The organism is Dietzia sp. CQ4, from assembly GCF_014145125.1.
GTDB lineage: Bacteria > Actinomycetota > Actinomycetes > Mycobacteriales > Mycobacteriaceae > Dietzia > Dietzia natronolimnaea.
The window spans coordinates 1-3,587 of the sequence record NZ_JAALDZ010000113.1; the positions used below are offsets into that span (position 1 = coordinate 1).

Here is a 3,587-nt window from a genome sequence, read left to right on the forward strand (position 1 = left end):
CTGGAGGCCGGCCGCGCCGCCGGCGACCCCGCCCGCGGCTGCGAACTGGCCCGCGATGTCGTCCGCCCGCCGCTGCTGCCGGTCCGGTACGTCGACGTCGAGGGACCGGGCGACACCCGGCGGTTCGTGCGTCGAGGGTCCTGCTGCCTGATCTACGTCGCGACCGCGGGCGACAAATGTGCCGGCTGCCCGCGTCGCACCCCGGCGGACCGGCATGCAGAGCTCCTGCGGCGCACGTCGTCCTGACGTGTCGGGCCGGGGCCGGGCACCATCCCCAGAGTTGCCGTCCCGGAACGACCGCCCGCCCTAGAGCTGCAGCCGCGCCAGCCGTCGTGCGCGTCGCCGTGCCCGCTGCAGTTCCGCGAGAAGTGCCTTGCCGGTCCACTGGCGGCGACCGGGTCCGGCCCGTTCGGCCTCGTGCACCAGCTCGACCATGTGCGCACACGCCGGCGTCTCGACACCGAGGTACCGACCCATCCGCACCACCTCCCCCTGGAGGATGTCGATCTCGGTCGGTCGGCCCCGGACCAGGTCGTCGTTCATCGACGACGTCCCGTCGGCGTCGACCCGCATGACCGCCCTGGCGAGCCTGCGGAACACCGGGGTGGGCAGCCGCATGACGGCCGGCAGCATGCCGGCGGGTACCGCGATGGGTACCCGGGACACCACTCCGGCGGCGGTGAAGACCCGGTTGGCCTCGGCCTGACAGAGCGCGACGCATCTGCGCAGGTCCCGGTCGAGGAGTTCGGTCCTCAGCGGGAGGCCGGACAACGCCTGGACCGCGTTGTTCATGTTCAGCAGGACCTTGCCGTGCAGTACCGCCTGGATGTCGTCGGTCGCGCGCACCCGGAGATCGGCCTCCTCCATCACGCGCAGGAGCGGGGCGGCGAGGGGATGCTCGGCGATCCGGATCTCCCCGGTGCTGGTCCGACGGTAGGTGGCGGGTCCGGTCCGCGCGACGTTGAAGGGGATGATCCCGGCGATCACCGGTGTGGCGTCCACGCCCTCGCGGATCAGATCAGCCGAGTGCAGACCGTTCTGCAGTCCCACCACCAGGGATCCCGGACGCAGGTACGGGACGAACTCGGCGGTGGCGGAGGCGGTGGAGCCGGCCTTGGTGCACACGAGCACCACGTCCGAGCGTCGGACGGCCACCGGCGTCTCGGCCAGGGTGAGCGCCTCGGCGGGCACGTGGAGGCGGTCCTCCACGCCCTCACCGGACTCCACGGTGAGTCCGACCGCGCGGATCGGGTCGAGGACATGAGGGCGCCCGACCAGCGTCACGTCGGCGTGGCGGGCGAGCCTGCCGCCCAGATAACACCCGACCACGCCCGCACCGATGACGGTGATGCGCAGCGGGGTGTCGGTGCCGACCATGGTGCTGGACGTTACGACATGCGCAGCGGTCCGGCGGTGGGATCGCGCGCGTGCCCACCGGGTCGAGGGGATCTCAGTGGCGCCGGGGTCGCAGAACCACCTCGGTCGGGTGGGCGTCGGGCCCCGAGTCGAGGGCGTGGCGCACCGCGGTGGCCACGGAGTCCGGGCTGAGGTGGGCCGACGGGTCATACTTCCCGCCCTCGGCGGCGACGATCGCCCGCTGCATGTCGGTGTCCACGCGTCCCGGATGGATCGAGGTGACGCGCAGGGCCGGTTCCTCGCCGCGGAGGGTGTCGGTGACGGCGCGCAGCGCGAACTTGGAGGCACTGTAGGAGCCCCAGCCCGGCTTGGCGGTGGTCCCGGCACCGGAGTTGATGACGACGACGTGGCCGCGGGCCGCGCGGAGCGCCGGGAGCAACACCCGGGTGAGCTCGACCACCGCGAGGACGTTGATCTCGAACGCGCGACGCCACTCGGCGGCGTCCGACTCGTCGATCCGCCCGAGGTCGGCCACCCCGGCACAGTGGACCACCCCGTCGAGGGAGGCGATCCCGTCGGCGACCGATGACACCCCGTCGACCGTCGTCAGATCCGCGGTCACCACCCGGGCGGACCTGCAGGAGCGGGCCACCGACGCCAGTGCGTCGGCGTCGCGGCCCACCAGGATCAGGTCGTGATCCGACTCGAGCGCCCTGGCCGTGGCCGCGCCGATCCCGCGCGAGGCGCCGGTGATCATGACTGTGCCCATGTCCGGTGAGGGTAGACGCCGCGGAGGCTCAGCGGGCGGTCGCGGTCCCGTCGAAGGCGTCCAGGAGTGCGTTGAGGGCGGGGACCGCCGCCGACAGCGTCTCCCGGTGCTCCGGGGACAGGCGGGACAGGTGGTCGGCGAAGTCCTGGTCGCGCGCCTCGAGCACCTGGTCGATCCGTGCCCGCCCGAGGTCGGTGAGCTCCACGCAGACGCCGCGGCCGTCCGAGTGGTCCCGCACGCGCTCCACGTAGCCCATGCTCTCCACCACGGTCACGGAATTGCTGGTCGTCGGGACCCGGACGTTCTCCAACCGGGCCAGGTCGCTCATCCGCAGCCGCCCGTGGCAGGCGAGCGTGTAGAGGATCGAGGTCTGTGCGCGGCTGAGGGCGTACTGGGTGTTCTGCCGCCGGACCAGCAGGTCCAGCCTGAGGAGGATGGGCCGGAACTCCGTCGCCAGTCCGCTCGTCACAGTGTCCACGCCGTGCCCCCTGACCCGTTCGTCCCCTCGGTCGCATGGGAGATGTAAGCACGTTCCGGGGCGGTTATGGGGCGTCATCCCGGGCCGTGAGGGATACTCTCGGCATGGATTTGTATCACCAGATCACCGGTTCCGGTCCCACGATCATCCTCATGCACGGTGTCTGCCACCGTGCGCACGCGTGGGACTCGGTCGTCCCGCTCCTGGCGGACCGGTTCCGGCTGGTGGTGGTGGACCTGCCCGGACACGGGGAGTCGGCGGATCTCCCCGACGCGGGTGACGTGCTCGAGTACATGATGGACCAATTGACGGAGCTCATCGCGGAGGTCGTGCCGGACGGGGAGCGCCCCCACGTCGTCGGGAACTCGCTCGGCGGCTTCCTCGCACTGGAGCTGGGGGCCCGTGGCCTGGCGAGCAGTGTCACCGCGCTCTCGCCCGCCGGGTTCTTCCGGTCCGACGCCGAGTGGCGCTACACGATGACCGTGTTCCACAGTCTGCGCCGGGCGGCCGGGAAGCTGGGCCGGCACATCCCCGTGGTGACCGAGAGGGCGGCGGGCCGTGCGGTGATGATGGCCGCGTTCTGCGCTCGGCCGTGGCGGTACCCCGCCGAGGCGGCGGCGATCGACGGCGAGGCGATCATCAGCAACACCGTGCTGGACCGGGCGGACCGCAGGACGTTCCTGTTCTCCGCACCGGTGGACGAGGAGCTGCCGATCACCATCCGGTGGGGCCGGTTCGACCTGGTGCTGCCGGTCCGGCAGGTCTCGCTCGCGTCGAGGTTGTTCCCGCAGGCCCGGATCGAGATCTCGGCAGACGGGCACGTTCCGATGTCGGACGATCCGGAGGGCGTCGCCGCCTCGATCGCCGCGACCGTCGAGCGCGGGTTGGCGTATGCGGGGGCGACGAGCCGGGTCTGACGGCCCGGGTCCGGCGGCCCGGGTCAGGCGGGCCGGGTACGGAGGCCCGGGTCCGGCGGCCCGGGTC

5 protein-coding genes are annotated in these 3,587 nt (G+C 72.3%); 2 read left to right on the forward strand and 3 right to left on the reverse strand.

Going from position 1 to position 3,587, the window contains the following annotated elements; all coding sequences use genetic code 11:
* On the forward strand, positions 1-246 hold a 246-nt coding region (locus G6031_RS07355), incomplete at its 5' end, for a (2Fe-2S)-binding protein (RefSeq protein ID WP_182652894.1).
* A 60-nt stretch (positions 247-306) separates the two neighbouring features.
* Here the strand turns inward: G6031_RS07355 and G6031_RS07360 are convergent.
* The 3 genes from G6031_RS07360 to G6031_RS07370 form a co-directional block, all read right to left on the reverse strand.
* Positions 307-1,377, reverse strand: coding sequence for a 2-dehydropantoate 2-reductase (locus tag G6031_RS07360; RefSeq protein ID WP_182652895.1), 1,071 nt, complete (start codon positions 1,375-1,377; stop codon positions 307-309).
* Positions 1,378-1,450: 73 nt separating this feature from the next.
* Positions 1,451-2,125: an SDR family oxidoreductase gene (locus G6031_RS07365; protein ID WP_182652896.1), complete on the reverse strand. Its 675-nt coding sequence runs from the start codon at positions 2,123-2,125 to the stop codon at positions 1,451-1,453.
* A gap of 28 nt (positions 2,126-2,153) precedes the next feature.
* Entirely contained in the window at positions 2,154-2,603 is a 450-nt protein-coding gene (locus G6031_RS07370; protein WP_259844083.1) for a MarR family transcriptional regulator, read from the reverse strand.
* Positions 2,604-2,707: 104 nt separating this feature from the next.
* On the opposite strand from G6031_RS07370, the gene G6031_RS07375 reads away from it, so the two are divergent.
* Complete coding sequence (locus tag G6031_RS07375) at positions 2,708-3,520, forward strand: alpha/beta hydrolase (RefSeq protein WP_182610835.1); 813 nt, start codon at positions 2,708-2,710, stop codon at positions 3,518-3,520.
* The last annotated feature ends 67 nt before the right edge of the window (positions 3,521-3,587 follow it).

Coding starts and splice junctions, on each gene's coding strand:
- G6031_RS07360 (WP_182652895.1), bottom strand. CDS start 1,377: ATGGTCGGCACCGACACCCCGCTGCGCATCACCGTCATCGGTGCGGGC.
- G6031_RS07365 (WP_182652896.1), bottom strand. CDS start 2,125: ATGGGCACAGTCATGATCACCGGCGCCTCGCGCGGGATCGGCGCGGCC.
- G6031_RS07375 (WP_182610835.1), top strand. CDS start 2,708: ATGGATTTGTATCACCAGATCACCGGTTCCGGTCCCACGATCATCCTC.